We start from the raw sequence: 576 nt of genomic DNA, 5'->3' as shown, positions 1-576 counted from the left end.
CACCAAGATTTAACTGCTTCACTTCTTCTGTGACTTCAATGACCGCTGGATGCACATGCAAGAACACGTTGCCCTTGTTGTCGATTTGTGGCGTCACATCAAGTGAAATGCCCGAGAAGAATGGCGTCAGTTCTACTTCAGGGACCGCATTAGAGTTTTCACCATTACCCGCATTACTGGAAAGCTCAGTCACGAAGTACTGATCGGTACCAACTTTGATCACTGATTTTTGGTTGTTCGCCGCCGTAATACGTGGGCTTGAGAGTACATTGAGGTCGCCTTGCGTCGACATAAAGTTTAATACAGCCTCGAAGTTACCATCAGATATCGTAACGTTGGTTTGACCGCCAAGAAGCGTACCAATCGCATCTAATGGAGGCAGAGCAGAAGCGGGGCGATTAACAATGATACTGCCTGAGTTACCAATTGACGCCGATAAGTTCGACCAGTTAATACCTTGCTGGTAACCATCGCTGAGCGTGACTTCTAAGATTTTCGCTTCAAGAATCACTTGGCGTTGCATTCGTTCTTGAGACACACCCAAAAACTCGCGCACTTCACGAATATCATCAGGGA

General features: G+C 46.7%; 1 pseudogene. It reads right to left on the bottom strand.

Annotation, left to right across the window (positions count from 1 at the left end):
- Positions 1-576: pseudogene (locus R7Q48_RS29530) on the bottom strand (pilus (MSHA type) biogenesis protein MshL); the annotation flags it as partial.

Source organism: Vibrio sp. 378 (assembly GCF_033339435.1).
Note: the sequence above shows the minus strand (reverse complement) of the source record. Positions and strands in the feature narration are given on the sequence as shown.